A 26,468-nucleotide genomic window follows, 5' to 3' on the forward strand; every position below is an offset into this window, starting at 1 on the left:
AATCTGCATCACAAACCTGAAAAGAAATCCGTTGAAATTCGCCATCTCTTTATTCTCCAAAGCCTTGTATGCTGTGGAGGTAATCGTTTGCGTAAAATCCTTTGTCAAGACCTGTTATCGAGGAATGATTCGGTTATACTGTTGGCCGTTGTCCTATGGACCGCCTTTATAAGGCCTAAAAATTTATCGTTAGCTGAGTCAGGAGATGCGGATGTTAAAGCGTGAAATGAACATTGCCGATTATGATGCCGAACTGTGGCAGGCTATGGAGCAGGAAAAAGTACGTCAGGAAGAGCACATCGAACTGATCGCCTCCGAAAACTACACCAGCCCGCGTGTTATGCAGGCACAGGGTTCTCAGCTGACCAACAAATATGCTGAAGGTTATCCGGGCAAGCGCTACTACGGCGGTTGCGAATACGTTGATATCGTTGAGCAACTGGCGATCGACCGCGCGAAAGCGCTGTTTGGTGCTGATTACGCTAACGTCCAACCGCACTCAGGTTCTCAGGCTAACTTCGCTGTTTATACCGCTCTGCTGCAACCGGGCGATACCGTTCTGGGTATGAACCTGGCACAAGGCGGCCACCTGACTCACGGCTCCCCGGTAAACTTCTCCGGTAAACTGTACAACATCATCCCTTACGGTATTGATGAGTCCGGTAAAATTGACTACGAAGACATGGCTAAGCAGGCCAAAGAGCACAAGCCGAAGATGATCATCGGTGGCTTCTCTGCTTATTCCGGTGTGGTTGACTGGGCAAAAATGCGTGAAATCGCCGACAGCATCGGCGCATACCTGTTTGTTGACATGGCGCACGTTGCGGGTCTGATTGCCGCAGGCGTTTACCCGAACCCGGTTCCGCATGCTCATGTTGTGACTACCACCACCCACAAAACCCTGGCGGGTCCGCGTGGCGGCCTGATCCTGGCGAAAGGCGGTGACGAAGAGCTGTACAAAAAGCTGAATTCCGCTGTCTTCCCAAATGCGCAGGGCGGCCCTCTGATGCACGTGATTGCCGGTAAAGCGGTAGCACTGAAAGAAGCGATGGAGCCAGAGTTCAAAGTTTACCAACAGCAGGTTGCTAAAAATGCCAAAGCGATGGTGGAAGTGTTCCTGAACCGTGGTTACAAAGTGGTTTCTGGCGGTACTGAAAACCACTTGTTCCTGCTGGATCTGGTTGATAAAAACCTGACCGGTAAAGAAGCTGACGCTGCGCTGGGCCGTGCTAACATCACCGTTAACAAAAACAGCGTTCCGAACGATCCGAAGAGCCCGTTTGTAACGTCCGGTATCCGCATCGGTTCTCCGGCTGTGACTCGTCGTGGCTTTAAAGAAGCAGAAGTGAAAGAACTGGCTGGCTGGATGTGTGACGTTCTGGACAACATCAATGACGAAGCTGTTATTGAGCGTGTGAAAGGTAAAGTGCTGGATATCTGTGCACGCTTCCCGGTTTACGCGTAAGCGTTAATCGTTTGATGTGAAAAAGGCCGCGAATGCGGCCTTTTTTGTGCCCGATGGTGCTGTGTTTATCAGGCCGTTATCACAAGGACTTCAACGCCACAGTTGGATCACGCAGAGCTTCCTCGTTCACCGCTCGTCCAGACTGAATCAGCTTACGCAACACGCGCACTTCGCGTCCGTTGTTGAGCGCTACTGCGCCAATCAACGCCTCGTCGCGTAGCTGGAACCAGATAGCCTTGCCGTCATCTGGATTGCCGCGAACGACCCAGTTCTCTCCACACATATCACCAACAAATTGCAGATTGTCATTAAATTGGTCGGTCCAGAACCAGGGCGGGGGCAGTGTCGGTAGAGGTAATTCGAGCATAGCCGCTGCGGCAGTTTGCGCCTGATTATTGGCGTTTTCCCAGCTTTCACAACGTTGCAGCGTTCCGTCTGGCAAACGCTGTACTGCCACATCACCGGCGGCAAAAATGTTCGGATCTGCGGTTGTGCATGAGGTATCAATGATAATGCCATTTGCCACATCAAGACCTGCCTCACGGGCAAGCCCGTCGTTGGCAATAATCCCGATACCGTAAATCACGCTATCAACCTGAAGCTGCTCACCGCTTTGCAATGTAAGAGTAAGACGCTCTCCCTCAAACACCTGCTCAATCGCATTGTTGAGAATAAGGTGTACGCCCGCCTGCTGATGACGGGCGGCCAGGTAACGCTGTATCGGCAGCGGCGCGTTGCGGCCCATCACCGTGGTGGCCAGTTCAATGACGGTGACCTGGCAACCGCGCTGCGTGGCGCTGGCGGCCAGCTCAAGTCCAATGGTTCCGGCCCCGACAATGGCGAACGACTGCCCAGGGCTGAGCGCTTCCCGCAGACGCGTCGCATCCCCGGCGTGGCGCAGCGTGAAGCAGCGATCACCGAGCGTATCCAGTAATGGGAACGGGCGCGCTGACGCACCCGTGGCAATCAGTAACCGATCCCACGGGTAGGTCTGCCCGTCAGCCAATGCCAGCTCGTGGGTTTGTCGGCCGAGCGTTCGCACGGTTACGCCCAGATGCAGCTGAACGTTATTGTCCCGCCACCAGTCCGTGCTCAGCACCGGCTGTAGCTGTGGGGCGTCGTCCAGCAGCATGGCTTTGGACAATGGAGGGCGTTCGTACGGCAGATGCGGTTCATTGGAGAACAGATGTATCTCGCCGTCAAACCCTTGCTGGCGTAGTGCTACCGCCGCCATCGCAGCGGCCTGTCCACCGCCGACGATAGCAATGATGTTGTTGTGCATAACGCCTCCTCAGAGATCCAGCCCGGCGGCAACGTGACGAATACCGCGAATACCCAGACCGGCGTCGGCATTGATCATCACGCCGCTCAATGTGCGGTTGTTGCGCCGCGATGCCAGCATCACGTATGGACCGGTAAAATCTGCCGGATCAGGGAAAAACTGCAGCGGTAGGATGGCGGCGATTTTTTCCGGCGTCAGTGATTGCATAATTGAGGTATCGTTCTGACCCAACGCCTGCGGGCCGCGCAGGTCGGTTGCCATTCCGCACGGCCCTACGCCGTTGACGCGGACCTTCGGCGCCAGCTCATAGGCTAACTGGCGAATCAGTCCGGTTGCCGCATGTTTACTGGCGGTATACAGCGGGCCGCCGCCGCCGGGGTACCATGCCGCATTGGAAAGGGTAAAAATGATGCTGCCTTCGCTGGCAATTAGCGCGGGGGCGCAGGCTTTGGCCCCCAGCAGATAACCCAGTACGTTGACGTTGAACAACTCATGAAAGCCGCTTTCCAGCGCCCCGGCGGAGGTATTGATCAGCGAAGCATTATGATCCCAAATCCCGGCATTACCGATGAAGCAGTCCAGTTTGCCGAACGACGTGAGGATCTGATCCACTGCGCGCTGATAGTCAGCGTAGCAGGTGACGTTTCCTTCGACCGCCAGCACGTGTTCGCCAAAGCGCTGGCGCAAGCTGGCGACCTTGGCTGTCGACAGTTCCAGCGTGGCAACTTTTGCACCTTCTTCGATAAAGCGTTCGACCAGTGCCAGCCCAAGACCGGAGCCACCGCCAGTAATAAAGACCACGTTATCGCGTAAATCGCTCATCAGGCCCCTCCGGGAATATCAACAAACACATCGTTACCTTCCACATACACCGTGTAGGTCGTCAGCGGATCGGTGGCGGGCAGGCATAGCGCTTTGCCGGTTTTCAGACAAAAACTGGCCGCATGCAGCGGGCATTCCACGGTGGCATCGTCTTCCAGATAACCTTCCGACATCGAGGCGTTACCGTGGCTACAGCGATCGTTAATGGCATAAAATTCGCCGCCAACGTTAAACAGCGCGATGACGGGCGACGTGTCGAGCCGGAGTGCTTCACCCTCTGGCAGATCCCCTACGGGGCAAGCAAATACACGATTCATCAGAACAGTACACTCAGGTTATGGGAGGTGATCACCGCCTGATCCAGCACGATCTCACGCTCCAGTAAACGCCACTCATCACCCGGCAGACGGCGAACTTTGTCTACGCGCATGCCAACATAAAAGGTTTCATCTCGCTCTTTTTGCGCGCGGTACAGCAGGTAGTTAAGGCGCACCGCGAACACGTCGGGTTGGCCCGTTTCGCTGACCTGCAGGTTGCTGATCAGATGACGAGTGCGGGATGGCGGTTCTTCCGCCCAGGCCATACCGGTTTCCAGCCGGGCGATCCGGCGCTCAAGCTGATCTTTGTTGTCATTGAAAATCCACGTCGTCGGCGGTTGTACGCCTTTGCGGCGATCGCGGGTCTGAGCATTCACCGTGGTACGCATGGTGTAGCGAATGTCGTCGTCCAGTTCTGCCAGCCAGTCGCGAAACTTCCAGTCATCCAGCAGGCTGGCTTCGTGGTAAAGAAACTGGGTAATGCGATGATGAAGTTCCAGGGAGACTAAGGTACTCATTTCATCACCTCCTGCTGGTAAGCGGCGGTTTTTTCCTGCACTTCCTGCCAGCTTTCGCTACTGAGCAGATCGGCCCAACGTTGATACATCCCACGCGCGGCGGTTTCCGAGAAGATGTAGTTGGTGATCCCCGGAATGCCGTCTTCACGACGCTTTTCCTGGCCCAATCCCATCTCCAGACACAGTTTGGTATTGCGCGCCCGGTGGCCTTTCAGCAGTTTTTGAATTTCACACCAGTTTTCCGAGTCATCCTGCTCAAGGAACCCGGCCGGGCCAAAGGCGCGGGTGGCGCTATTTTCAAATGCGGCTTTCACTTCATCGGAGGCCGCTTTGTCGGTAATACAGAACGCCCACACTTCGACCTGATCCGGCCCGCGCGGATGCCAGACGCGCAGCGTGGCGGTACCGTTCAGCCAGGACAGGGTGGGGAAGATATTGTTATGACCGGCCAGGCGCAGGGCGCGTACTTTGCCCAAACGCTCTTCGGCTTCGGCGTAGGTGTCGCGGTAATAGCTGGAGACTTCGCCGTCAACCCAGACGTTGGCATCGGGTTTCTCGGTAAAGAAAAATCCGCTGCCGTGACCGTCCTGACCGAATTGCAGCGCATCTTTGGCGGTTTCCCACACCGGACGGGCGGTTTGCCCGTCCCCCAGACGTTTATCACTGCCGTCATCTTTCGCGCCCAGTACCTGAACGGCAGAAGCATGGCTAAACAGGGCGTGATATTGGTCGCTGGCAAACTGCTCGGCGGGGAATTTCCAGTTACAGTCGATAGTCCATTTTTGTACACCACCGACGATTTCAGTGCCGCCTTCGCGACGATCGAGCACACCGTCCAGATACCAGGCGATGTCGCCGAGATAATCGCGTAGCGCAGGCGCACTGGTGTCCCAGTTGCCGAAGATCAGCCCCTTGTAGCTTTCCACGCCGGGCACTTCGTTCAGCCCCCAGTGAGATTTGCACAACCCTTGTGGGTAAGCACGCGGCTCCAGCGGGACATCGATTAGCTCGCCGTTAATACCGTATGACCAGCCGTGATACGGGCAGGTAAAGGCGCGGGTGTTGCCGCAGTCAGCGTAACTGACCCGCATTGCGCGGTGACGGCATTGGTTGAGAAAGGCTTTGATGCTGCCGTCTTTCTGACGCACCACCACGACCGCATCCTCGCCCATGTAGGTGTTAAAAAAATCACCGGGCTTGGGGATTTGGCTTTCGTGGGCGAGAAAGAGCCAGCAGCGTCCGAAGATACGTTCCAGCTCCAGTTGGTAAATTTCAGGGTCGGTATAAATCCGTGGAGTTACGCGACCGTTTTGGGTATCAATCAGTTGGTAGATGTCTAAATTTGAGGGTGTGGTCATATTTTTTAATCCTGAAAGCTAAGATGTATTGACCTTCTTTTTTTGTGCCATAAGGATGTTGCTGGTTAGTTATCAATCTGTGAAATAGTAAATTTCTACCAGTTGAGACATTTTTTCGATAACAAGGAGAAGGGCATGGAACTGAGGCACTTACGCTATTTTGTCGCGGTGGCGCAGGCGCTGAATTTCACCCGTGCGGCAGAAAAGCTGCATACCTCTCAGCCGTCGTTGAGTAGCCAGATCCGTGATCTGGAGACCTGTGTGGGCGTTCCGTTGCTGGTACGCGATAAGCGAAAAGTGGCTCTGACAGCGGCGGGAGAGTGCTTTTTACAGGATGCGCTGGCTATCCTCGAACAGGCGGAGAACGCGAAAACTCGCGCCCGTAAAACGGTGCAGGAAGATAAGCATTTTACGATTGGTTTTGTTCCTTCAGCAGAGGTGAATCTGCTGCCGAAGGTGCTGCCTTTGTTTCGTTTAAAACAACCGGATACACACATTGAACTGGTGAGCCTGATAACCACGGAGCAGGAAGAGAAGATCCTGCGTGGGGCGCTGGATGTTGGCTTAATGCGCCATCCGGTGTACAGCCCGGAACTGGACTACCTGGAACTTTTCCATGAGCCGCTGGTGGTGGTGCTACCGGTTAACCATCCGTTAGCCAGTGAAAAGGCGATATCGGCACAGCAACTGAACGGTGTCAATTTTGTCAGCACCGATCCCGCTTATTCCGGTGCGTTAGCGATGATTGTTAAAAACTGGTTCCAGCAGCAAAAAAGCCAGCCCAATATTGTACAGGTGGCGACCAATATTCTGGTGACCATGAACCTGGTCGGTATGGGACTGGGGGTAACTTTGATACCCGGTTATATGAATAATTTTAATACCGGTCAGGTGGTTTTCCGGCCAATTGTCGGCGATATCCCGACCATTTCACTGCTGATGGCGTGGAAAAAGGGGACGATAAAACCCGCGCTTGCTGATTTTATCGCCACGGTACAGGAACGTTTAGAGGTGAGTCTGACGGAGTAATGGTTACAGCTCGCTCAGTTGTGATTCCACATACAGATAGCCAATGCCCATCAGTTGCTGAGATAGGCTAAGTTGCCCGAAACTGATTTGTGTGGCCCTGGCGCGTGGATTATCGCCATGGTCGAACGGATTGAATCCGGTTTGTTGCACGAGAGTATTGAGCCAGTTATCACCAAAAGCGCAACTGCGTCCATACAACCATATTTGATTAATATTTAGTATATTAAGAAAGTTATACAGGCTCAGACCGATGGCGCTGGCAGCGTGTTCGGCCCAGGCCTGAATACGCACATCTCCCTGTTTCCAGGCATCGAGCAGTTGATCGGTGGTCAGTGTTTCCGGATCGTAATGCGGGGCAGGCTGAGATTTCATCCATATGCGAGCCTGTTTCTTCAGGGCGCTTAGCGAGGCGACCGTTTCCAGACAGCCGTAGCGACCACAATCACAGGCCACGCCATCAGGATTGATAATGGTATGCCCAATCTGGCCGCTGCCATATAAGCTGCCACGCCAGATGTTGTCGTTAATGACAAACGATGAACCGATACCGTAATCGACATTGATCACGCAAAAATCACCGTTTGCTGCCGGGTTCTGCCACTTTTCCGCCAGCGCCAGCATCACACAGTCATTATCCAGCCGGACCTGCACACCGAGCATTTCCTCCAGCAGATATTTTATTTCTACCGGTGTTTTCCACGGTGCCTGTGGCATGGTTTTGGAGGCCCCGGTAATTGGATCAACCTGGCCGTGAACGCCCAGCGCCAGATTGATCGTCATCTCGGGATAATGCCGTCGGTATTCCCGCCAGTGTGCCGCCAGTGCTGCCAGTAACGCTTTTGGCGTCTCGGGATTGATCGCTTCATGCCGCCAGTCACCGACGGCGACCAGGCGCGCGTCTGCCAGTTGGCTGGTGATGCTGGTGGGCGTGACGTTAATACACAACGTCCATGCGCCTTGTTCCGGCAAATGATAGCTGCCGCTGCTCAGACCGCGCTGGCTTAGCGTTTCTCGTGAATGACTGATTCTTCCTTCATCCATTAACTCTTCGAGAATATTACTGACAGCGGGGATCGACAGATTGGTGAGCTGTGCCAGCTGTGACTTACTGAGCTGTTTCTCCCGCCACAGGTGCGACAGAAATATCTGCTTATTTGCTTGACGGACCCTGGCATTATTGAATCCCGAACGCCGCATACACTTAACTCCCTTTACTATATTGCGTGAGCATTGCGCATTTTAGCGCCACTTATCTGCCGCAGAATAGCATCAAGTTGAATTTTTACTTTTGTTTATTGAGTGGAGAGCGGCATGTACGGTTCAGTGAAAGTCTGGCAGGAAACGATCACCCTCCCAACGTGGACGGCAGGCGAAGAAGACGCTAATCCCATGTTTCTGGAAAAGCGGGTTTATCAGGGCTCCTCTGGTGCGGTGTATCCCTATGGCGTGATTGATACGCTGACCGGCAAGCGCGAAATGCGCGATTATCAGGCGGTGTGGATGGAAAATGACTTCATTCGCATTATGCTGCTGCCAGAGTTAGGTGGGCGTATTCATCGTGCATTTGACAAAGTGCAGCAACGTGATTTTGTCTACTACAACGAAGTGGTCAAGCCTGCTCTGGTCGGTTTACTCGGGCCGTGGATCTCTGGCGGCATAGAGTTTAACTGGCCGCAGCATCATCGCCCGACCACCTTTATGCCGGTCGACTTTACGCAACAGCAGGGTGAGCAGGGTGAATACACCGTGTGGATGGGCGAGGTAGAACCCATGCGTGGTTTACAGGTGATGACTGGATTCACCCTGTACCCGGATCGCGCGCTGATTGAGATCACCGGGAAGGTATTTAACGGCAATGCGACACCACGTCACTTTCTATGGTGGGCGAATCCAGCCGTGAAGGGCGGAGATGACCACCAGAGCGTATTCCCGCCGGATGTGACCGCGGTATTTGACCATGGCAAACGCGATGTCTCCGCATTCCCAATTGCGACCGGTACTTACTATAAAGTGGACTACTCGGCGGGCGTGGATATCTCGCGCTACAGGAACGTGCCGGTGCCTACCTCCTACATGGCTGAAAAATCAGACTATGACTTTGTTGGCGCGTGGCATCACGGCGAACGCGGCGGATTGCTGCACGTCGCCGATCACCACGTATCCCCGGGCAAAAAGCAGTGGACCTGGGGATACGGTGATTTTGGCGTTGCCTGGGATCGTAATCTCACCGATAACAACGGCCCGTATATCGAACTGATGACCGGCGTCTTCACCGATAACCAACCGGACTTTACCTGGCTTGCGCCGTACGAAGAGAAAGTCTTCGTGCAAAACTTCCTGCCCTATAGCGAACTTGGGATGGTGCAAAACGCCAGTACGCAGCTCGTGCTTCGCCTGGTACGTGACAGCGGGCAACTTTCCATTGGTGTCTATGCGATTGCGCCGCTGCGCGATGTTCAGGTCACACTCTCTGCTCAGGGGCAACCGTTCTACGAACACACGCTCACGCTGGAGCCTGGGAAAAGCTGGCTGGCCGATGTGTCCGACAAAGGGTATGCACGGGTGACGATGACGGTCTGCAGCGCTGATGGCACCATGCTTTTGCAGTATGAGGAGCATATTGCACAAGAATTACCGCTGCCGAAGGCGGCCGTCGCCCCTGCGCTGCCTGAGGCATTATCCAATACCGATGAACTCTATTTTATTGGCCAGCATCTGGAGCAGTACAACCATGCAAGCCGTTATGCCGAAGACTATTACCGCCGCGCACTGGAGGTTGACTCGCTGGATTACCGTAACAATGTAGCGTTAGGGACGCTGGCGCTAAACCGTGCGGACTGGGCACTGGCACAGAGCTGTGCAAGCAAGGCGCTGGAACGTGCGCATAAGCTCAATAAGAATCCGCGTGATGGTGAAGCCAGTATGTTGCTGGCTGCTGCGCTGGAGCGTCAGGGTGACAATAACGGTGCGTGGGAAAGTTACTACAAGGCAAGCTGGAGTGGTAACTGTCGCGATGCTGCCTTCTGGTCGTTGGCACGTCTGGCGATGAAGCGTCAGGACTACGCCGGCGCGCTGGAAAAGGTAGAACAGAGCCTGCGTTTTAATGGCAGTAATAACCTGGCTATGGGGCTGAAAGCGTTGGCGCTGGCGAAGCTGAATCAGCGTGAGAAGGCGCTGGAATATATAAGCCAGCAGCTGGTTGATTATCCGTTGAGTTATACCCTGCATTATGCCCGCTGGGCCATCAGTCAGGACGAAACCTCCGCGCAAGCGTTGATCTCGATTACCGGACGTCGTGGTACGAATGCCTGTGAGTTGGCCGGCTGGCTGATCTCGTTAGGTCAGCGGGACGCCGCTGGTTGTGTGTTGGCGTTGCTCGACAGCCAGGAAACGCTGCCGATGCTGTGGCGGGCTTCATTAAGCGATAATCCGCAGCACTTTATCGCTCGTGCTCGTGAGTGTCTGCAAAATCGCGTCCGGTTCCCTAATACGCTGGATGAGGTACAGATGCTGCAAACCCTGGAACAGGATGCGTTTGCCCGCTATCTACTCGGTTGTTTCTGGTACAGCAAGCGGCGTTATGCCGAGGCAGTCTCCTGTTGGCAATTCACCCTTGAGCAGGAGCCGGATTTTGCCCCGGTACATCGTTTACTTGGTATTTATGCGTGGAACAAACAGCACGATGCTCACCTGGCAAAACGCTATTTATCACAGGCTGTTGCACTGGAGCCGCAAAACGCGCGTTTCCTGTTTGAACTCGACTATCTCAATAAACTGATGGCGCAACCGACGGAACAACGTTTGCAGCGACTGGAGGCCAGCAAAGAGATTGTCTTCCTGCGTGATGACCTGACGGTGGAGCTGCTCAGCCTGTGGAATGGATTGGGTCACTACGATGCCGCTGCTGCTGTGCTGCGCGAGCGAGTGTTTCATCCGTGGGAAGGCGGAGAGGGCAAAGCGACCGGGCAATACCTGCTCAATCAACTGCATCGTGCGCTGGCGGCAATACAATCTGGTGATCAGCAATCAGCCATCTCTTTACTGCAAGAAGCACTGCGCTACCCGCAGAATCTTGGCGAAGGGCGCTTACCCGGACAGACAGATAATGACATCTGGTATTTACTGGGATGTTGTTCACAGCAACAAGGCTACGTTGAGGAGTCCCAACGTTATTTTGCGCGAGCGACGTGCGGCGGCACTTCACTGGATGCCGGGCGCTATTACAACGACCAACCGGTGGACTACCTCTTCTGGCAAGGCATGGCGCTGAAAGCCCTGGGCGAGAACGCACGAGCAGACGCGCTGTTCCACAGCTTCCTGCAGTGGGTTGAGTCGCAGCATGACAACGTTCCTGATGTCGATTTCTTTGCCGTATCGCTGCCGGATCTGGTGGTACTGGATACCTCCGCGCAAGCAAAACACCAACAACACTGTTTGTTTATCAATGCGCTTGGGCATCTGGGGCTCGGGGATCACCCGGCCTGCCGACGAGATCTTGATGAACTGCTGAAACACAATCCGGCGCATGACAAAGCACTGCTGCTGCGTCACGCCATCGATATAAAGCTTTTTCAATAACACCCTGATCAGGTGGGGGAAACTCCACCTGAAACCTTCTGTTCCCTGCGTTTCCCTGAAAGAGGAATCATAATGAATAATGCGCAGACACATTTAAAAATTGGCTATGTCTGGACTATCTGCCTGGTTGCAGCCTGCGGTGGTTTACTGTTTGGCTATGACTGGGTGGTGATTGGCGGGGCAAAACCCTTCTACGAAGCATATTTCTCGATTACTGACCCCGCGCAGTCCGGTTGGGCAATGAGTTCTGCACTGGTCGGCTGTATCTTCGGTGCGTTAATGTCCGGCTGGTGCGCCGATAAATTTGGCCGAAAAATGCCGCTTATCCTCTCGGCGATCCTCTTCAGCGCTTCTGCCTGGGGAACTGCGATGGCCAGTAATTTCGACATGTTTATTGTTTATCGTATCGTCGGTGGTGTAGGAATTGGTTTGGCATCAGCCCTTAGCCCGCTGTATATCGCCGAGGTCAGTCCGGCAGAAAAACGCGGTCGTTTTGTGGCGGTTAACCAGCTTACCATCGTGATTGGTGTATTGGCGGCGCAACTGATCAACCTGATGATTGCCGAACCTGTTGCCACAGGTGCCACACAACAGGCCATCGTGGAAAGCTGGAATGGTCAGACGGGCTGGCGTTGGATGTTTGGTGCCGAATTAGTGCCTGCAGTGGTGTTCCTGGTGCTAATGTTTTTTGTGCCGGAATCACCGCGCTGGCTGGTGAAGGCAGGAAAAGTCGAGCGTGCCCGCGCCATGTTGCAGCGCATTGGTTCGGCGGAGTATGCCGGACAAACGCTGAAAGAGATTGAATATACGCTGCAAAAAGATAACCACAAAGTGGCCTGGTCAACGTTATTACAGCCGCAGATCAAACCGATCGTCATCATTGGGATGGTGCTGGCTGTCTTCCAGCAGTGGTGTGGGATCAACGTGATCTTCAACTATGCACAGGAGATCTTCGCCTCGGCCGGGTTTGACATTAATGGCACGCTAAAATCGATCGTGGCGACCGGGATCATTAACCTGGTCTTCACCCTTGCCGCACTGCCGTTGGTGGACAAAATTGGTCGCCGTAAGTTGATGCTGTTCGGTGCTTCAGGACTAACGATTATCTACGTGTTAATTGCCAGCGCGTACGGGTTAGGCATTATGGGATGGCCGGTTCTGGTTCTGGTACTGGCGGCGATTGCAATCTACGCCCTGACGCTGGCCCCGGTGACCTGGGTGTTGCTGTCTGAAATTTTCCCGAACCGTGTGCGCGGGCTGGCGATGTCTCTTGGCACGCTGGCGCTGTGGATTGCCTGCTTCCTGCTGACCTACACCTTCCCGCTGCTGAACGCCAGCCTGGGGGCATCAGGAAGTTTCCTGTTGTACGGCGTGATTTGTGCCATGGGCTTCATGTATGTACTGCGTAATGTGCCGGAAACGAAGGGGATTACGCTGGAAGCATTAGAAGAACAACTGGCGGCACAGCATATGAAAGTGAATGCTGCAGCCCAACAACGAAGCACCCGCTGATGGATAGCGTGCTGATGCTACAAAACGCACATCTGCAGATGTGCGTTGATCCCCAGGGCGGTACGTTACTGAATCTGGTTTCATTACAACATCAACAGGCGGTATTGCGGGCAGGTCATGGGGAAGGGCCGGGGGATTGTGGTTTGTTTCCGATGCTGCCGGTGGCGAATCGGGTCGCGGGGAATCGCTTTACGCTGCGTGGTGAAGAGGTGGTTTTGCCCGTACATGATGCTGATGACGTGTTTTTCCTGCACGGAGACGGCTGGCTGAAGCGCTGGGAGATTGTCACCGCCACCCAAAGCGGTTGTTTGCTGAGGTTGCGCAGTTGGCATCCCTGTGGCTACGACTATATGGCAGAGTTGTGTTATCAGTTGGAAGCATCGAGCCTTCATGCTTCGCTGACCCTTACCCACTGCGGCGAACAGCCGATGCTCTATGGCTGTGGATTTCATCCGTTTTTCGCTTTTGATACGTGCAGTACGGTGCAGTTCACGGCCAGCGGCTACTGGCCGGAGGGGGAGCAACATCTGCCGCTAGGCTGGCAAAGCGACATCCCGACTATGGCGGACTTCATGCACGCGCAATATGGTGAAGATGCCTGGCTCAACGTTGGCTATTCTGGCTGGAGTGGGCGGGCCGTCATTCAACGCGATGTGATGAAGGTCACGATTTTAGCGCAAACTCCATGGTTGATGCTGTTCAGAATGTCGGGTGAGTCGTTCTTGTGTCTTGAGCCGCAGACGCATCCGGTAAATGCCCATCACATGCAGGGGCAGCCGGGATTGCAGGTTCTGGCTCAGGGGGAACGTTGCCATTTTTCGCTGCAAATTTGTATCGAATAGGGCGAAAATCATGTTATTTGTCTGTTAATGTTCTCTTGCGCCAGCCTGCGTTTGTCGCCAGACTATCGCCTCTAAACGGGAGGGATTCATGGCTCTGCATTCCACGCGCTGGCTGGCGCTCAGTTATTTCACCTATTTCTTTAGCTACGGTATTTTTCTGCCTTTCTGGAGCGTCTGGCTCGAAGGGTTAGGGCTGACGCCGGAAACCATTGGTGTGCTGCTGGGCGCGGGGCTGATTGCTCGTTTTCTGGGGAGTTTGCTGATTGCGCCGCGCGTGAGCGATCCCTCCCGCCTGATCTCTGCCTTGCGTATCCTGGCGCTCCTGACGCTGGTCTTTGCGCTGGCTTTCTGGGCGGGAACCCACGTCGCGTGGCTGATGGTGGTGATGGTCGGCTTTAACCTGTTTTTCTCACCGCTGGTGCCGCTGACGGATGCGCTGGCCAACACCTGGCAAAAACAGATCACCCTGGATTATGGTCGGGTGCGCCTGTGGGGGTCTGTGGCATTTGTGATCGGCTCCGCGCTAACCGGTAAACTGGTGAGCTTGTTTGATTACCGGATGATCCTTGTACTGTTGTCGCTTGGGGTCGCGTCGATGCTGCTGGGGATGATGATCCGCCCGAGTGTTCAGCCTGCGGGTGAAAACCGTCAGCAGGAGAGCGCAGGATGGCCGGCCTGGCGCACGTTGATAGCCCAAAGCTGGCGTTTTCTCGCCTGCGTAAGCCTGCTGCAAGGGGCTCATGCGGCCTATTACGGTTTTAGCGCCCTCTACTGGCAGTCGGCTGGATATTCTGCCTCGGCGGTAGGGTACTTATGGTCGCTCGGTGTGGTGGCGGAAGTGATTATTTTTGCGCTCAGCCACAAGCTATTCCGTCGCTTTAGCGCTCGCGATCTGCTGCTGCTCTCTGCCGTTTGCGGCGTGGTGCGTTGGGGATTGATGGGCTGGAGTACCGAACTGCCGTGGCTGATTGTAGTGCAGATCCTGCATTGCGGCACATTTACGGTCTGTCATCTGGCGGCGATGCGTTATATCGCGACGCGACAGGGCAGCGAAGTCATTCGTTTGCAGGCGGTTTATTCCGCGGTGGCGATGGGGGGGAGTATCGCCATCATGACCGTGTTCGCCGGCTACCTGTATCAAAATCTGGGCAGTGGCGTATTCTGGGTGATGGCGCTGGTGGCGCTTCCCGCCATCGCCTTGCGGCCTAAAGTGACGGCGCAGGCATCGGCGTTATGATTCAAGGATTTTGCGGATCTGCTGCTGCTGATGCGGCGTAAGCGCCAGGTCCGCATGAATCAACGGTGGTGAAAACAGCGGCAGCGGCGTGGTGTATGCCGTGATAATCAGCGCCACACCACGCGGCGAACCCTGTTTCTGAAAGTCCTGCATCGGCATATGTTTGACATTCAGCGGCAGCAAAGTCAGTTCGCGTAGCTGTTGTTCTATATGGGCTTCGAGTCGTTCATTATTGCCGGTCAGCAGGATTATCTGCTTCTCGTGTAAATCCTTTTCCTGCATCAGCCAGGCACCGAAAATGACGGCCACCAGCCCAGTCTCTTCCTCTGAAAAACGCACATCGTATTCCTCTTCGAATCCGTGTAACGCTTCACGCGTGGTACGTACTAACCGGGGATACAGCCGACTGAATTCTTCCGGCAGGGTGTTATCAATACCAATGGCGAACAGACTGCGGTTCAGCGCTTGAGCCAGATGGACATACAGTTGGTCATTTAGCCCCTGTTCATCGCTGAAGCGGACGTTGCCGTACTCACGAAAACGCAGCACCAACCGGGCAATCTCAAGGCGCAGACGACGATCCTGCTGGTGGTTATCACGGATCGGGTCGGGGATGCGGATCATCGAAAACAGCAGCGCCATAAACAGCGATTCCCCCAGCGGCGCACTCTGCATAACGTGCCGTTGCCAGTGGCGGCCGATTTCCTCAGCGAGTGGGTATTCGGCACAAGCTTGCGCCCAGCGTTGTTGCAGAGGATTAAACTCCGGGGTGATCCCTGCGTGATGCTGTAGCAGGCAGTACTGTAAATAAAGCTGCAGAAACTGGATATCTCGGCACTCAAACGGCTTCTGCAAGCGTCGGGAACACAGGTTGATCAGCGCATGCAGATTGGTGTCGTCATACAGCGTCCGCGCAATACCGCGTTGTTTAAGTTCCATTTTTAACGCCGGGGTAAACTGCTGGGCAATAAACGTTGGACAAATCCGCAGGCCACGGCGCAGCCACTGTAACAGGCACAGACGCTGATTAAGCGGGGTTCCTTCTATTACATAACTTCCATTCTGAGCGGTGGTAATGGCGAGCCGATGATAGCGCTGGATTTCGAGCCCGGCACCGATAATATCTTCCCGAACCGTGGCATCATCGACCCCGTTCAGCGTGCTGAAAGTCTGCGCAGTGGCAACCTGCCCTGGCAGGAAAAGTGTCAGAAGCACCTGACAACGGCGCTGGGGAGCGGATAGTACAGATGGCGGGGCAAGCGTTGGCATCATCTGTAGGATCTCCCGTAAGTATGTTTGATAAGAATAGCTAAAGTTTGCTTATTGAAATGGAGAATGGAATGCTTTCCGCCAGGAATGCTGGAGAACGTCACAGAATTTTTAACGTGAGGAACAGTGACCGGGAGTTAAACGCAGCGCGTTAACCCCCTTTTTCACTGTTTTATCTTTTGTTTAGATATGCCAGAGATGTACTGCATATCTGCTAAACATTATGGAGAACATTTTATTCTTCTATGGGGTTCCGTTCACCTCAACGGTGTTATTTCTCTGAAGCGCAGATACCCGTGAACGTGCAAGGACGCTACCTCGCGCCCGGCCCGGTAGCCTGGAGGAATAAACGGAGGGGACCTCGAAGTGGTAATTTTCCCGCCGGGAGCCGGGATTGTTAAGGGTACGGCGATAGTACCCTTAACACGTTCACAGGGAGGATTGTTTCAGAGAAGTGAAAAATATAAGGTGAACGTAGCAATATACCGGAGGCAACAGATTCATTACCTCCGGAACAGCTGCCTGGCGTTACTTACCACGGCTCAGCGTTAACCCCACATCACCGCCGGGATGCACAGACAACAACGTCTCCTTTGAGTAGCCGCTTTCGCTCATCAGGCAGGCGCAGGCGGCATCAAAGATTGCCAGTACCAGCATTATTGACGTGGTTGCCAGCATGTTTAGCGGATCGGCTTCGCGCTGTACGCCGGTGGAAATAACCAGTCGCGACGCCCTGGCGATAGCGGAGTTCGGGTTTTCAGTCACGCTGATTATCGACACATTCTTCTCAGCAAGTCCTGGCAGCAGCCGGGTGAGCTCATCCGAATTTCCCCCACGTGACAACATAATCACCAGATCGTTGGCACGTAAAAAACCCAGGTCGCCATGTGCGGCGTCAGTGGCATTGAGGTAAATTGCCGGACGCTCCACGCAGGCAAGCATATGCGCCACTTTACGTGCTGCAATGCCGGACGTGCCGACGCCAGTGACGACGATTTTCCCCGTGCAATCGCGCAGTTCCGCCATCAGTGACAGCCAGGTTTGCTCGGTCAGATGCTCTCTCAGTCCCGCGAGAGCATCGCTGTAGAGTTGCCATACGCCGCTGGCCTGAGACCAGGAATCATTCATGCGTCCTCCTGCATCAGCTCGCGGTACTTCATGTGGTCCTGATACATCTCGTGGAATACCCGGTATTTGCGATCGTAGTACTGCTTAATACGGTTAGTTTGTGGTGTGACCGTCTTACCAATACGACTCATCGCCGACATGGCTTCCGGGAGGGTGTCAAAAACACCTGCCGCGATGGTTCCCATCATCGCGCTACCCAGCAGCATGGCTTCACTCTCTTCTGGCAGCAACATTGCGCAACCCGTGGCGTTAGCATGTTCCTGAACGAAGATCGGGTTCTTTGTCCCGCCGCCGCTGGCCATAATCGTATCGATGGTGTAACCACTTTGATTCATCGTCTCGATAATATGACGTGTCCCCAGGGCAATGGACTGGATAGTTGCCAGATACTGCAACGCCATGTCTTCTGGCGTGCGGGACAGCTTCAGCCCGGTGATTGCCCCTGTGAGCGTTGGGTTTGCGCGCGGTGAGCGGTTGCCGTGGAAATAGGGCAGGATATGCATGTCGCGGGTCAGGAAGGCGATATCTTCCGGCTCACCGGCCATTTTACGCAGCAGTGCGTTCAGGACTTCGTAAATGGTTTGTCCCTGGGACTTCGCTTGCGCCAGTAGTGTTTCATAGCACGGATGCGACTGAATGACGTGGTCGATTAACGCCCCGGTCGCTGACTGCCCGCCTTCATTCAGCCAATACCCTGGCAGAACAGCAGAGTAGTAGGGACCCCAGATGCCGCTGATAAAACGGGGTTCTTTGGAAATGGCCATATGGCCAGTGGAGGTCCCGCCAATCAGTGCGACACGACGGTCGAAATCCGCCACTTCGCCGGAAACGCCGCAGGCGCCGAGTGTGCCGAGCGTACCTGCGTGGGCATCGATGATCGATACGCTGACTGCAGTCCCCGGAATCAGCCCCATTTCGCTGGCGGCTCGTGCCGACAGCCCATGACCGAGTGGTTCACCCATGGTTTTTACGTAGCGGCCAATTTTGGCAGCATCGTGCTCCAGTAAATCTTCCAGACCGATCTGGCGGAAGTAGCTGGCATCCCATTTGTCTTCATGGCCCATATAGGTCCATTTGCATACCGTTGAGCACAGCGAGCGCGTGTCATCTCCGGTCGCACGCCAGGTGAGGAAGTCTGGCAAATCAAAGTAGTAACCTGCATTGGCCCAGGTATTGGGCATATGCTGCTTCAGCCACAACAGTTTTGGCGTCTGCATTTCCGGCGAAATAATTCCGCCGACGTAGTCCAGCACCCGATGGTGCTGGGCGTTAATCCGCTCGGCCTGGGTAATGGCGCGGTGGTCCATCCACACGATAATGTTCTGTTCGCTGCGCCCGGAAGGGCTGATGGTCAGCGGTTTGCCTTCTTTATCCAGCACCACTAATGAACAGGTGGCGTCAAAGCCCAGACCTTTCACCTGAATCGGGTTGATATCTGACTGGTTGATGGCATCGCGAACCGCGTTACACACTGCCTGCCAGATGTTATCGGAGGACTGCTCAACGAAATCGGCTTGCGGACGGTAAATCTCGATGGCCCGACTGGCCTGGCCGACCATCCTGCCGTTGAGATCAAACACGCCTGCCCGGGCGCTTCCGGTTCCGACATCCACACCAATAAAGTAACTTGCCATAATTTTTTCTCCTGGAATCAGGCTTTACGATTCTGTAATGCGATAAAGAGGATCAGCACCGCGCCCCACAGCGCCATCGTCAGATAGCTACTGACCCCCAGCAAGTTAAGGCCGCTTTCCAGCATTTGCAGCACAATGAGCGCCAGCACCAGGCCGATAATGCGCCCGAAGCCGCCATCCGGGTTGATGCCGCCAAGTACGGAAGCAAGGATGGTCACCAGCAGGTAGGATTCGCCATATCCGGCTTTCGCCGAGTTGAATTTCGCCATCATCAGAATGGCGGCTACCCAGCCGAGCAGTGCCGAAATGACGTACACGGAAATCTGTACCCGAACGGTATTCACACCGCTGTAGCGGGTTGCCTGTTCATTGGAGCCGACGAGATACAGGCTGCGCCCTAATGTGGTGTGTTCGAGCAGAACCCACAGCAGGATCGCCACAAGGAAAAAGAGCAGCAGCGCCACCGGAACCCCGGCAATCGTTGCGTTGCCAAGATATTGAATCGCCGTCGGGAAGCCGGAGATGACCGTCCCGTTAGACAGCAGAATATTCAGCCCGGAGATAAGCGTCATGGTGCCGAGCGTGGCGAGAATAGGCGACACACCGACCCAGGCGATCAGCGCGCCGTTCAGGGTGCCGATAGCAACTGCCACGGCGGCGCCCGCCAGCAGGGCGATGACCAGAAACAGCGGGTTATCCGGATGGGTGACGATAACGGCTGCCATCACCAGCGAGCAGGCGTTCGCCCCGGCAATAATCGACAGGTTAATGCCGCCGGTCAGCATGGTCATGCCCATTCCCAGGGCCAGCATGCCGAGGATCGGTAACTGCGAACCGATGGACTGAAAGTTAGCAATGCTGAAAAAACGGCTGCCGAGCAGGGCCGAGAAGACCAGTGCGACGACCACAATAATGACGCATTGCAGGCGAATGATGGCATCACCGGGTAAAAATCTGGCGATTGTTTTCATCTCAAAGCTCCCTTGCCAGTTTGCGTTTTTCGTTCCAGGCCGTGGCGCTGATGCTGACCAGGATAATGGCGCCGCTGAACACGGTATGCCAGTAAGAGGAGACGCTGAGCAGCGTCAGGCCGTTTTGTAAGAAGGCCAGCAGGACAACGCCAAGCAACGTTCCGGTTAACGTGCCACGTCCACCGCTCATGCTGGTTCCCCCGAGTACCACCGCTGCCAGCACTGTTAGCTCAAAACCAAGCAGTGAATTGGGGGCCACAGACTGGGTGATTTGCGCCTGCACCACGGCGGCGACACCCGCCAGAATGCCCATATAGCCATACACGTAGAAATGCAGTTTCAGCAGGTTAAGTCCCAGACGCGAGGCCGCATCACGGTTGCCGCCCATGGCGTAAACCTGACGGCCAAGACGGGTATAGTTCATCAGTACGGCCGTAAAGATGATTACAGCGACCAGGCACAGCAGGGGCAGCGTCAAACCGTAGTCATAACCGTCCGCGGCGGTGAACGAGAGCCAGTTGATGCCGTTCATAAACCAGTCGGGGAAGCCATACAGCCAGGTGCCTTTGGTGGTGTAAACCAGTAGGCCGTAATAAACGTTCAACGTGGCGATAGTAATGATGATCGCCGGGACGCGCAGCCAGTAGACCAGGAAGCCGTTGATGAGTCCGAGCAGCAGACCCACTGCAACCGCAATCGCCAGCGCCAGTGCGAAGTTGCCGCCGTGGCCGATCACCCAACTGGCCATCGCGTATTGGGCAATGGCGGTCATGGCCGGGAAGGAGATGTCGATACCGCCGGAAATCAACACCACAAACAGCCCACAGGCAAGGATGCCAAGAATCGCGTAGCTGGTCGCCACATCTGTCAGGTTCCCCAGTGACAGAAACTCATCGGTGCTGAGACTCAGCCCGACGGCAAGCGCCACGACCAGAAGGCCCAGCCAGAACTCATGTTGCCCGATTAAACGGGAGAAACGCAGACTATTCATTGATTACCTCGACCACTTCAGCAATCTCATCTTCACGACAGTGATGGGGGTTAAATTCCGCTACCAGCTTGCCGCGGCGCATCACCAGCACGCGATGGCTGTTGTAATACGCTTCCGGAATTTCATCGCAAATCATCAGTACCGCCATCCCCTGTTCCGCCAGGTCGCGGGCTATCTGATAAATGCCTTCTTTGTTGGCGATATCGACGCCAACGGTAGGCGAGTCGAGGATCAGGATGCGCGGATTGGTCGCCACCCATTTAGCAATGGCGATACGCTGGGCATTACCACCAGAAAGTGTTTTGACCGGCAGATGTGGATCGGAGACTTTAATGTTTAGCTCGCGGATCAGGTCAGCGACCAGCTTTTGCGCTTTGTGATGATCGAGCAGGCCGCTGCGGGTATGCAGTTGGTCAAATACCGTGACGATAGTGTTGTCATAGATCGACTGCTCCATGATAAGCCCCTGCGTCAGGCGATCTTCTGAGACGTAGCCTATCCCGTGCTTAATGGCATCGTGGTTATTGCGAAGCGTGACCGGTTGACCGTTAATGCGCATTTCACCGCTTTCAGGATGCGTCATACCGAACAGGCTCAGACAGAGCTCGGTACGTCCGGCACCCAGCAGACCAACAATGGAAACTATCTCGCCGCCGTGCAGCGACAGATTAATATCCTGATACTTCCCGCGACGACTCAGGTTGCGCAGCTCAAGCAGCGGTTCCCGATCGTCGAATGATTTCTCCGGCAGCGGGCTGTAGTGGAAGCGTTGTCCGGTCATCAGGAAGGCCAGCTCGTGGCTGTCCAGTTCGCTGGCAGGGTACGTGCCTACCAGTTTGCCGTCGCGCATCACGCTGATGCGGTCTGCCACTTCCATCACCTCATCAAGACGATGGCTGACAAACACCACGCAAATCCCGGCCGCTTTCAGTTCGTTGACCACCCGCAGCAGACCGTTAACTTCCTGGCGGGTCAGAGAGGCGGTGGGTTCATCCATAATGACCAGTCGGGCATCGGCGGCGATCGCCCGGCAAATAGCGACCAGTTGTCGGTCGGCAATCGAGAGTTTTTCGACTTTTTTATCGGGATCAATGTTCACTCCGATGCGTTTCATGGCCGCCAGCGCTTGCTGCTTCATGGCACCACGCCGTACCCAGATATCGCCGCCGGGCAGGTAACGGTTAACCGCAATATTCTCCGCGACGCTAAAATTGGGAAACAGCGACAGGTCCTGATAAATAACCTGAATACCATAGTGGGAAGAGAGTTGCGGTGTCAGATGATGGAACAGTTTGCCATCGAGTAAAATCTGCGCCCCTTTTTCAGGGTGATAGACCCCGGAAATCACTTTAATGATGGTGCTCTTACCACAGCCGTTTTGACCCGCCAGACAGTGAACTTCGCCTTTTTTCAGCGTCAGATTCACGTTATCCAGCGCCAGCACGCCCGGGAATTGTTTGCTGATATTCTCAAGAGTGATAAATGCGGTGGTGTCTGTCATGGACAATACCCCTGCGAGCGTCCTGACGGACGCTGAGTGTTAGTTTGGTAGATAGCGCCGACCAGACGGTCGGCGTTAAGGTTCCCTGGTGTTGGCTAAAGCCTTAGAAACCGAGTGATTGCGCGTTGTCTTTGGTGACTTCGAGGATCTTGTTAAAGCGGATCACTTTCTTCTCCATGTCGATATCGGCTTTCCCTAAACCATCGATACTCAGATCAGCATTGACCTCTTTGCCCTGTAACAGTTGATCGGCAACCGTGACCAGCGCGTAGCCTGCATCTTTCGGATCCCACAGCAACGCTTTTTTGATGTCGCCACGCATCAGGTAAGGCGCGGCTTGTGCTGGCATAGCGATACCGACGACGGCAATCTTATCTTTGGCGCGTTTTTTCTGAACCGCCTGGCCTGCACCGATAGGACCCAGCGAGCCGAAACCGATAATGCCTTTCATCTGCGGATAGGTTTTCATCAGATCCAGCGTGGTGGCATAGGACTTATCAATACTTTCCGCTACCGGCAGACGGGAGGTGACTTCGAACATCTCCGGGTATTTTTCTTTCTGATACTTAATCGCGTAGTCGGCCCACGCGTTATGCAACGGCACGGTCAGTGAGCCGACATAGATGGCATAACCCCCTTTGCCGCCCATACTTTTCGCCAGCTCATCAACGTTGGCCTGCGCGTATTTTTCACTGTCGATGGTTTCGATATCCCACTGGCCGATGTGCTCGTCCGGGGATTCGTGCGTCAGGACCACAATGCCTTTCTCGCGCGCTTTTTTCAGTACGGGTTCAAGGACTTTGGCATCGTTTGGCACCACAATGATCGCATTGACGTTTTTGGCGATCAGATCTTCAATCACCTTTACCTGCTGAGCCGGATCTGGCGTAGAGGGACCGGTCTGGTAAGCGTTCACATCGAGTTTTTTTGCTGCTTCGTTCACGCCGGTTTCCATGCGGTTAAACCAGGGAATACCGGTGACTTTGGCAACCACAGCAATTTCATATTTTTCCGCCGCAAAGGACGTACCGGACAACATGCATGCAGAAACCAGGGTTGCACTGAGTAATGCGAGTTTGAATTTCATAGTTGTACCTTTAGTAGGGGGCAGGGCATGTCACGGCGTGAAGTTAACAACGAATGGAAGAGGGAATGAACCATAAGTTTGAGGAATGTGATGCATGCCCATTATTGTTATTTTATGGATAAATTATGGTTAATTTTTGGTTAAATTAAATGTGGGTTGAATTTTTTATGGCATCATTTTTGTTAATTAAACATTAATATTAAACTTTTAATTAACATTTTCGTATCATTTGACGTAAGTTGAAGCAATGAAATGTCTTTTTTACGGTTGCGGGAAAATAAGAAATTATCGAAATTGAGAACTGAATCGATACCGGAAAAGGGGGCTCAACATTTTTCCGTTCGATGATATGCTCACCACTCTTTTCGCCCAGGACGTCATCATCGTGGCGGCCTGTATTTCTACCGTGGAGAACTCATGCAACGCGTTCAACGCATCATTGTCACGTTGATCCTGGCTATCCTGTCTTTTAATGTCGGTGCGCATCCCCACAGTTTTATCCATCTGAAAACTGAGATAGTGAGCGACAATAACCAGTTTGTAGCGCTGAAAATGCGCTGGACGATGGATGAAATCACCTCGGCTGACCTGCTGTACGATGCGGGCAATGCCAAACCGGGTGATGAGATCTGGAAAAAACTGGCGGCGGAAGTGATGGCCAATGTCCTCGGACAGCACTATTTCACCGAAGTGTGGCACAACGGGCAGAAAGTAAAGTTTAAAAACAGGCCGACGGAATATGGCATGGAGCGTGAGGAACATCAGGCGGTGTTGACGTTTGTACTGCCGCTGGCCGAGCCGCAGCCGCTTTCCGGCCAGACCTATATTATTTCCACGTTCGATCCCACCTACTACGTGGATATGAGCTATGACAAAGACAGCGATGCCTCTCTGGCGCGGACCCTACGCCAGCAATGTCGGATTTCCGTACATACGCCGACGCCGGATGAGCAAACGCTGAGTTTTGCACAGTCGCTGGATAAAGAAGATGCACCGCCAGAGGATATGGAATTAGGTAAACAGTTTGCACAGACGGTGACGTTGCAATGTCAGTAATGTACCGACTACACACGGCCAGACGTCGTTGGCTTAGTCTATGGCCGCTGGCGCTGTTTTTGCTGCTGGCGACCGGTGGTGCACTGTGGTTATGGCAAGCCTGGCCGCAGGTGATGGTGAAAAGTATTGTCTGGCAGCGGGACGTTAATCAGCAGATGAGTGGGTTGCTCAAAGCGGTTGCTGCTAATCCGACCCGGGCCGGGGGATCGCTGCTGCTGTTTAGTTTCCTGTATGGGGTACTACACGCGCTGGGGCCGGGACACGGGAAAATTGTTATTACCACCTGGCTGGCGACACATCCCTCGAAGCTGAAGTCGAGTATTGGGCTAACGCTGGCTTCTTCGTTGTTACAGGGACTGGTCGCAATTGGGCTGGTGGTGGTGGTGCTCACGCTGCTGCAACTGCCCGCCCGGCAGCTGCATATGAGCAGTTTCTGGCTGGAGAAAGGGAGTTATGCACTGGTCGGGGTGTTGGGGATTTTGCTGTGTTGGCGGGCGTTAAAAAGATTACGCGTATTGCTGCGTCGACCGAAATTTAGCGCCTTCACGCCGTATCATGTGCATGACGAACGCTGTGGCTGCGGGCATCAGCATTTGCCCAACCCGGAACAACTGCGAAGTGGCGATGACTGGCGTGCGCGACTGATGATAATTCTCTCTATGGGCATGCGCCCGTGTTCCGGCGCAATCATGGTGCTGCTGTTCAGTAAAGTGGTTGGCGTCTTTAGCTGGGGGATGGCGTCGGCGCTGGCGATGGCCGCGGGAACCTCCCTGACCATTACCTCGCTGGCGTTACTGGTACACAGTTTCCGTACGCTGGCGGTAAGACTTAGCGGAAATAAAGCGCCTGTGTTGTGGCGACAGATTGGCTGGACCATGCTGGCATTGGCCGGTGGTGCAATGTTAGTGGTTGCTGCGGTGGTGATGTGGATGAGTGCGGTGCCAGTGGGAAGGGGATTACGACCGTTTTAAGTTGTCGGCCCGGTAAGCGATAGCACGTTACCGGGCACTCCTGAGATTAACGCTTCAGTGCGTCGCTCAGTTCGTCACGCATGTTTGCCAGCATGGCTTTAACGACGCGCGGGTTACCAGCAACAATGTTGCCAGTCGCCATGTAGTTATGACCACCGGTAAAGTCGCACACCAGTGCGCCAGCTTCACGGGCAATCAGTTCACCTGCGGCAAAATCCCACGGGCGCAGGCCAATTTCAAAATAACCATCAACGCGTGCGGCGGCAACGTATGCCAGATCCAGCGCTGCAGAACCGGTGCGACGGAAGTCCGCGCATTCGGTGAACATGTTGCCGAGGATTTTCATATAAGAAGCGGCGTGCTGCTTCGCTTTGAACGGGAAGCCGGTGGCGATGATGGTGCCATCCAGATCGCGAGCGGTGCTGCCACGCAGACGGTAGCCGTTCAGCTGTGCGCCCTGACCGCGAGTCGCGGTGAACAGCTCGTTACGCATTGGATCGTAAACAACGGCGACTTCAGTACGGCCTTTGATGCGTACTGCGATAGATACCGCGAAGTGCGGCAGACGTTTTACGAAGTTGGTGGTGCCATCCAGTGGATCGATAACCCATTGAACATCCAAATCTTCACCAACATGTTCACCGCTTTCTTCGGTGATGATGGTGTGCTGAGGGTAAGATTTGCGGATTGTTTCGATAATAATCGCTTCAGCGGCTTTATCGACGTTAGTCACGAAATCATTGCTGCCTTTCTGGCTGGTTTCTACAGAGTCTGGTGTTTCGTAGTGTTTGGCAATTACATTACCCGCCTTGCGCGCTGCGCGCACGGCGATGGTCAGCATCGGATGCATCGGTCTCTCTCACTGGATGTTAAAGAACGGGAAAACGGCGCAGAGTATAG

The 26,468-nt window shown here is 54.4% G+C and carries 22 protein-coding genes; 8 read left to right on the forward strand and 14 right to left on the reverse strand.

Translation table 11 applies throughout. The features are described from left to right. The first annotated feature begins 211 nt into the window (after positions 1 to 211). The gene (gene glyA / locus ACLJXE_RS00210; RefSeq protein ID WP_286628857.1) at positions 212 to 1,465 is read left to right on the forward strand and encodes a serine hydroxymethyltransferase; all 1,254 of its coding nucleotides are present in this window, start codon (positions 212 to 214) and stop codon (positions 1,463 to 1,465) included. A gap of 79 nt (positions 1,466 to 1,544) precedes the next feature. Here the strand turns inward: glyA and hcaD are convergent, their stop codons facing one another. From hcaD to hcaE, 5 genes are read right to left on the reverse strand one after another with little or no spacing between them, the layout of a single operon-like run. Next, positions 1,545 to 2,747: a phenylpropionate dioxygenase ferredoxin reductase subunit gene (gene hcaD, locus ACLJXE_RS00215; protein WP_410749774.1), complete on the reverse strand. Its 1,203-nt coding sequence runs from the start codon at positions 2,745 to 2,747 to the stop codon at positions 1,545 to 1,547. A gap of 9 nt (positions 2,748 to 2,756) precedes the next feature. Continuing rightward, positions 2,757 to 3,569, reverse strand: coding sequence for a 3-phenylpropionate-dihydrodiol/cinnamic acid-dihydrodiol dehydrogenase (gene hcaB / locus ACLJXE_RS00220; protein ID WP_410749775.1), 813 nt, complete (start codon positions 3,567 to 3,569; stop codon positions 2,757 to 2,759). Continuing rightward, positions 3,569 to 3,886: a 3-phenylpropionate/cinnamic acid dioxygenase ferredoxin subunit gene (gene hcaC / locus ACLJXE_RS00225; RefSeq protein WP_410749776.1), complete on the reverse strand. Its 318-nt coding sequence runs from the start codon at positions 3,884 to 3,886 to the stop codon at positions 3,569 to 3,571. Before hcaC ends, hcaB begins: the two co-directional genes overlap by 1 nt. Then, the gene (hcaF, locus tag ACLJXE_RS00230) at positions 3,886 to 4,404 is read right to left on the reverse strand and encodes a 3-phenylpropionate/cinnamic acid dioxygenase subunit beta (protein ID WP_410749777.1); all 519 of its coding nucleotides are present in this window, start codon (positions 4,402 to 4,404) and stop codon (positions 3,886 to 3,888) included. Before hcaF ends, hcaC begins: the two co-directional genes overlap by 1 nt. Then, entirely contained in the window at positions 4,401 to 5,762 is a 1,362-nt protein-coding gene (gene hcaE, locus ACLJXE_RS00235) for a 3-phenylpropionate/cinnamic acid dioxygenase subunit alpha (RefSeq protein WP_410749778.1), read from the reverse strand. The genes hcaF and hcaE overlap by 4 nt, the downstream gene beginning before the upstream one ends. Positions 5,763 to 5,897: 135 nt before the next feature. Between hcaE and hcaR the strand changes: the two genes are divergently transcribed. After that, complete coding sequence (gene hcaR, locus ACLJXE_RS00240; RefSeq protein ID WP_410749779.1) at positions 5,898 to 6,791, forward strand: DNA-binding transcriptional regulator HcaR; 894 nt, start codon at positions 5,898 to 5,900, stop codon at positions 6,789 to 6,791. A 3-nt stretch (positions 6,792 to 6,794) separates the two neighbouring features. Here hcaR and ACLJXE_RS00245 read toward each other — a convergent pair whose 3' ends face one another. Then, positions 6,795 to 7,988 (reverse strand): ROK family protein, encoded by a 1,194-nt coding sequence (locus ACLJXE_RS00245; RefSeq protein WP_410749780.1) that lies wholly within the window; start codon positions 7,986 to 7,988, stop codon positions 6,795 to 6,797. Between the two features lie 114 nt (positions 7,989 to 8,102). Between ACLJXE_RS00245 and ACLJXE_RS00250 the strand changes: the two genes are divergently transcribed. The 4 genes from ACLJXE_RS00250 (at position 8,103) to ACLJXE_RS00265 (ending at position 14,960) form a co-directional block, all read left to right on the forward strand. Continuing rightward, the gene (locus ACLJXE_RS00250; RefSeq protein ID WP_410749781.1) at positions 8,103 to 11,369 is read left to right on the forward strand and encodes a DUF5107 domain-containing protein; all 3,267 of its coding nucleotides are present in this window, start codon (positions 8,103 to 8,105) and stop codon (positions 11,367 to 11,369) included. Between the two features lie 72 nt (positions 11,370 to 11,441). After that, entirely contained in the window at positions 11,442 to 12,881 is a 1,440-nt protein-coding gene (locus ACLJXE_RS00255) for a sugar porter family MFS transporter (RefSeq protein ID WP_410749782.1), read from the forward strand. After that, on the forward strand, positions 12,881 to 13,723 hold the full coding sequence (locus ACLJXE_RS00260) for an aldose 1-epimerase (protein WP_410749783.1): 843 nt from the start codon (positions 12,881 to 12,883) through the stop codon (positions 13,721 to 13,723). Before ACLJXE_RS00255 ends, ACLJXE_RS00260 begins: the two co-directional genes overlap by 1 nt. Positions 13,724 to 13,811: 88 nt before the next feature. Further along, a complete protein-coding gene (locus ACLJXE_RS00265; protein ID WP_410749784.1) occupies positions 13,812 to 14,960 on the forward strand; it encodes a 3-phenylpropionate MFS transporter in 1,149 nt (382 codons plus the stop codon). Here ACLJXE_RS00265 and csiE read toward each other — a convergent pair. The 7 genes from csiE to ACLJXE_RS00300 form a co-directional block, all read right to left on the reverse strand. Beyond that, positions 14,955 to 16,232, reverse strand: coding sequence for a stationary phase inducible protein CsiE (csiE, locus tag ACLJXE_RS00270; protein WP_410749785.1), 1,278 nt, complete (start codon positions 16,230 to 16,232; stop codon positions 14,955 to 14,957). The two genes, ACLJXE_RS00265 and csiE, sit on opposite strands and share 6 nt — an antisense overlap. A gap of 525 nt (positions 16,233 to 16,757) precedes the next feature. Beyond that, positions 16,758 to 17,357, reverse strand: coding sequence for an SIS domain-containing protein (locus ACLJXE_RS00275; protein WP_410749786.1), 600 nt, complete (start codon positions 17,355 to 17,357; stop codon positions 16,758 to 16,760). Next, entirely contained in the window at positions 17,354 to 18,991 is a 1,638-nt protein-coding gene (locus tag ACLJXE_RS00280) for an FGGY-family carbohydrate kinase (RefSeq protein WP_410749787.1), read from the reverse strand. The genes ACLJXE_RS00275 and ACLJXE_RS00280 overlap by 4 nt, the downstream gene beginning before the upstream one ends. 17 nt (positions 18,992 to 19,008) lie before the next feature. Continuing rightward, on the reverse strand, positions 19,009 to 19,962 hold the full coding sequence (locus tag ACLJXE_RS00285) for an ABC transporter permease (protein ID WP_410749788.1): 954 nt from the start codon (positions 19,960 to 19,962) through the stop codon (positions 19,009 to 19,011). A 1-nt stretch (position 19,963) separates the two neighbouring features. Beyond that, complete coding sequence (locus ACLJXE_RS00290; protein ID WP_410749789.1) at positions 19,964 to 20,953, reverse strand: ABC transporter permease; 990 nt, start codon at positions 20,951 to 20,953, stop codon at positions 19,964 to 19,966. Beyond that, positions 20,946 to 22,454 carry a sugar ABC transporter ATP-binding protein gene (locus ACLJXE_RS00295; protein WP_410749790.1) on the reverse strand — a complete coding sequence of 503 codons (1,509 nt, stop codon included), beginning with the start codon at positions 22,452 to 22,454 and terminating at the stop codon, positions 20,946 to 20,948. The genes ACLJXE_RS00290 and ACLJXE_RS00295 overlap by 8 nt, the downstream gene beginning before the upstream one ends. 103 nt (positions 22,455 to 22,557) lie before the next feature. Next, a complete protein-coding gene (locus ACLJXE_RS00300) occupies positions 22,558 to 23,541 on the reverse strand; it encodes an autoinducer 2 ABC transporter substrate-binding protein (RefSeq protein ID WP_286628889.1) in 984 nt (327 codons plus the stop codon). A 417-nt stretch (positions 23,542 to 23,958) separates the two neighbouring features. Between ACLJXE_RS00300 and ACLJXE_RS00305 the strand changes: the two genes are divergently transcribed. Together ACLJXE_RS00305 and ACLJXE_RS00310 are read left to right on the forward strand one after the other, a co-directional pair. After that, positions 23,959 to 24,597 carry a DUF1007 family protein gene (locus ACLJXE_RS00305; RefSeq protein WP_410749791.1) on the forward strand — a complete coding sequence of 213 codons (639 nt, stop codon included), beginning with the start codon at positions 23,959 to 23,961 and terminating at the stop codon, positions 24,595 to 24,597. Next, a complete protein-coding gene (locus ACLJXE_RS00310) occupies positions 24,588 to 25,568 on the forward strand; it encodes a nickel/cobalt transporter (RefSeq protein WP_410749792.1) in 981 nt (326 codons plus the stop codon). The genes ACLJXE_RS00305 and ACLJXE_RS00310 overlap by 10 nt, the downstream gene beginning before the upstream one ends. A gap of 46 nt (positions 25,569 to 25,614) precedes the next feature. Here the strand turns inward: ACLJXE_RS00310 and suhB are convergent, their stop codons facing one another. Beyond that, the gene (suhB, locus tag ACLJXE_RS00315) at positions 25,615 to 26,418 is read right to left on the reverse strand and encodes an inositol-1-monophosphatase (RefSeq protein ID WP_003835237.1); all 804 of its coding nucleotides are present in this window, start codon (positions 26,416 to 26,418) and stop codon (positions 25,615 to 25,617) included. Positions 26,419 to 26,468: the final 50 nt, after the last annotated feature.

Source organism: Citrobacter sp. U14242, assembly GCF_046555775.1.
GTDB lineage: Bacteria > Pseudomonadota > Gammaproteobacteria > Enterobacterales > Enterobacteriaceae > Citrobacter.